Consider the following 2,321-nt stretch of genomic DNA (forward strand, 5'->3'; position numbering starts at 1 on the left):
ATGTCGATCGCGCAGTTGACCGCCGGCACCGACATCAGTCGCCAGGCTGTGACCAAACACCTGCGAGTGCTGGCTGACGCCGGCCTGGTGCGTGACACCAAGCGGGGGCGTGAGCGCCGCTGGGTCTTCGAGCCGACGCAACTGGACGAGGCCCGCCGCTCGCTGGAAGTGATCAGCCAGCAGTGGGACCACGCGTTGGTGAGTCTGAAATCCTTTGTCGAACAATGAATTGCGAGCCGAAACTCGCACCTCAAGTGCTTGAGACCTGAGGTCTCTAAGGGGTTTCGGAAGTGCTGTAATGGCGAATGTCTTACACGAAGTAGCAGCTATGTCTCCTGTTTCAGATTGGATCCGAAGCGTAATCTACACCCATCAACTGAAGCGCAGGACGCGCTCAGGGTCATGGATGATCGACCATTTGCAAGGATCGCAGCGACAGGATGTCGTCATGGTCTTGAAAACCCGCTTCGGCGGGTTTTTTTTTGCCTGCAGGAAATGGCCCATTGGGGCTGGACCTGACGTATAGCCAATGGCTTACGCGCGGCCGATGGTATGTCGTCTTTTGCGCCTGTGGATTCAGGCCTAATCTGACTCCATCAACTGCAGCGCAGGACGCGCTCAGGGTCATGGATGACCGACCATTTGCAAGGAATGCAGCGACAGGATGTCGTTATGGTCTTGGAAAACCCGCTTCGGCGGGTTTTTTTATGGGCGTTGTAAAGGTCTGTTTCGGACCTGACCAAGCGCTTAACCGAGACGTGCTGCTGCGCGTTCGGTGATCAGTGTGCGTTGATTGAGCGAGGCGGCAGCTCGCCGACGAGCTTCCTCCAGCACGGCTTTCGGCGCGGTTTGCGGGTCGCCCGAGTTGAAGGGTGGTGCGGGCGCGTATTCGAGTTGCAGTTGCACCAATTGCGCAGTGTCTTTGTCGTACAACTCAGCGGCCAGGGTCAGGGCAAAATCGATCCCCGCCGTGATCCCGCCACCGGTCAGCAGATTGCCGTCGCGTACCACCCGGTCCCGAACCGGAATGGCGCCCAACAGGCTCAACAATTCATGATAGGCCCAGTGGGTCGTCGCACGTTTTCCCTTGAGCAATCCCGCCGCGCCGAGTACCAATGCGCCGGTGCACACCGAGGTTACATAGCGTGCCTTGGCGGCGTGTTTGCGAATGAACGCCAGGGTCTGCGGATCTTCCATCAATGGCCCGACGCCGCTGCCTCCTGGGATGCAAATCACATCCAGGTCGGGGCAGTCATCGAACGTGGTGGTCGGCTTCAGGACCAGACCGGTGCTTGCCGTCACGGGGACCAGGTCCTTCCAGATCAAATGCACCTTCACATCCGGCAACGAAGCCAGCACATCGTAAGGTCCGGTCAGGTCCAGTTGCTGCACCTGTGGAAACAACAGAAAACCGATCTGCAACGTCATGACGCTATCTCCTTGGTCTGCATGTTCACACCCTTATTGGGTGGACGGTTTAACTGTAGGCTCGTAGGATTTGGCGWATACGCCAATAAMCCCWCGAATTACGCCAATCATGCCRAACYMMCCGAAAACCATTCATGTGCTGGCCTTCGCCAAYGTGCAASTGCTSGATGTCACCGGGCCRTTGCAGGTGTTTGCCTCGGCCAATGACATGGCCGCGCAGCGAGGATTGCCACCGCCCTATGCGCCGACGGTGATTGTCAATGGCGGTGGGGCGGTGATGTCCTCGGCCGGCTTGGCGCTGTTGGCCGAACCGTTGCCGAGCGAACCTTCCGACACGCTGATCATCGCGGGCGGCTGGGGTGTTTACGCGGCGGCCGAAGACACTGTGCTGGTGGACTGGGTGCGTCAACAGGCGGCGCTTTCCCGGCGTGTGGCGTCGGTGTGTACGGGCGCCTTTCTGCTGGCCGCCAGCGGCTGGCTCGATGGTCGTCGCGTGGTTACCCACTGGACCCGCTGTGATCAGCTGGCGCAAAAGCACCCGAAACTGCGGGTCGAGCCCAACCCGATCTTTATCAACGACGGCCCGGTCTGGACCTCGGCCGGGGTTACGGCCGGCATCGACCTGGCGTTGGCGCTGGTGGAAGCAGATCTGGGGCGTGGGATTGCCCTGGAAGTCGCCCGGCAACTGGTGGTGTTCCTCAAGCGCCCGGGTGGCCAGTCGCAGTTCAGCGTGACCCTCGACCTGCAACAGCACGGCAATCGCTTTGATGAACTGCACGCCTGGATCGCCGAAAACCTCTCCCTGGACCTCGGCATCCCGGCGCTGGCGCTGCAAGCGGGTATGAGCGAACGCAGCTTCGTCCGGCACTATCGCGCCGACACCGGCCAGACCC

3 protein-coding genes are annotated in these 2,321 nt (G+C 60.4%); 2 read left to right on the forward strand and 1 reads right to left on the reverse strand.

Going from position 1 to position 2,321, the window contains the following annotated elements; translation table 11 throughout:
* Positions 1–228: ArsR/SmtB family transcription factor (locus AC1DH9_RS27540; RefSeq protein WP_477809172.1), on the forward strand; the 228-nt coding region annotated here is incomplete at its 5' end.
* 519 nt (positions 229–747) lie between these two features.
* Here the strand turns inward: AC1DH9_RS27540 and inhA are convergent.
* Positions 748–1,428: an isonitrile hydratase gene (gene inhA / locus AC1DH9_RS27545; RefSeq protein WP_427539678.1), complete on the reverse strand. Its 681-nt coding sequence runs from the start codon at positions 1,426–1,428 to the stop codon at positions 748–750.
* Between the two features lie 109 nt (positions 1,429–1,537).
* Here inhA and AC1DH9_RS27550 point away from each other — a divergent pair.
* The coding region (locus AC1DH9_RS27550; RefSeq protein ID WP_477809173.1) for a GlxA family transcriptional regulator at positions 1,538–2,321 on the forward strand (784 nt) is incomplete at its 3' end.

The organism is Pseudomonas sp. 05T35 (assembly GCF_056396605.1).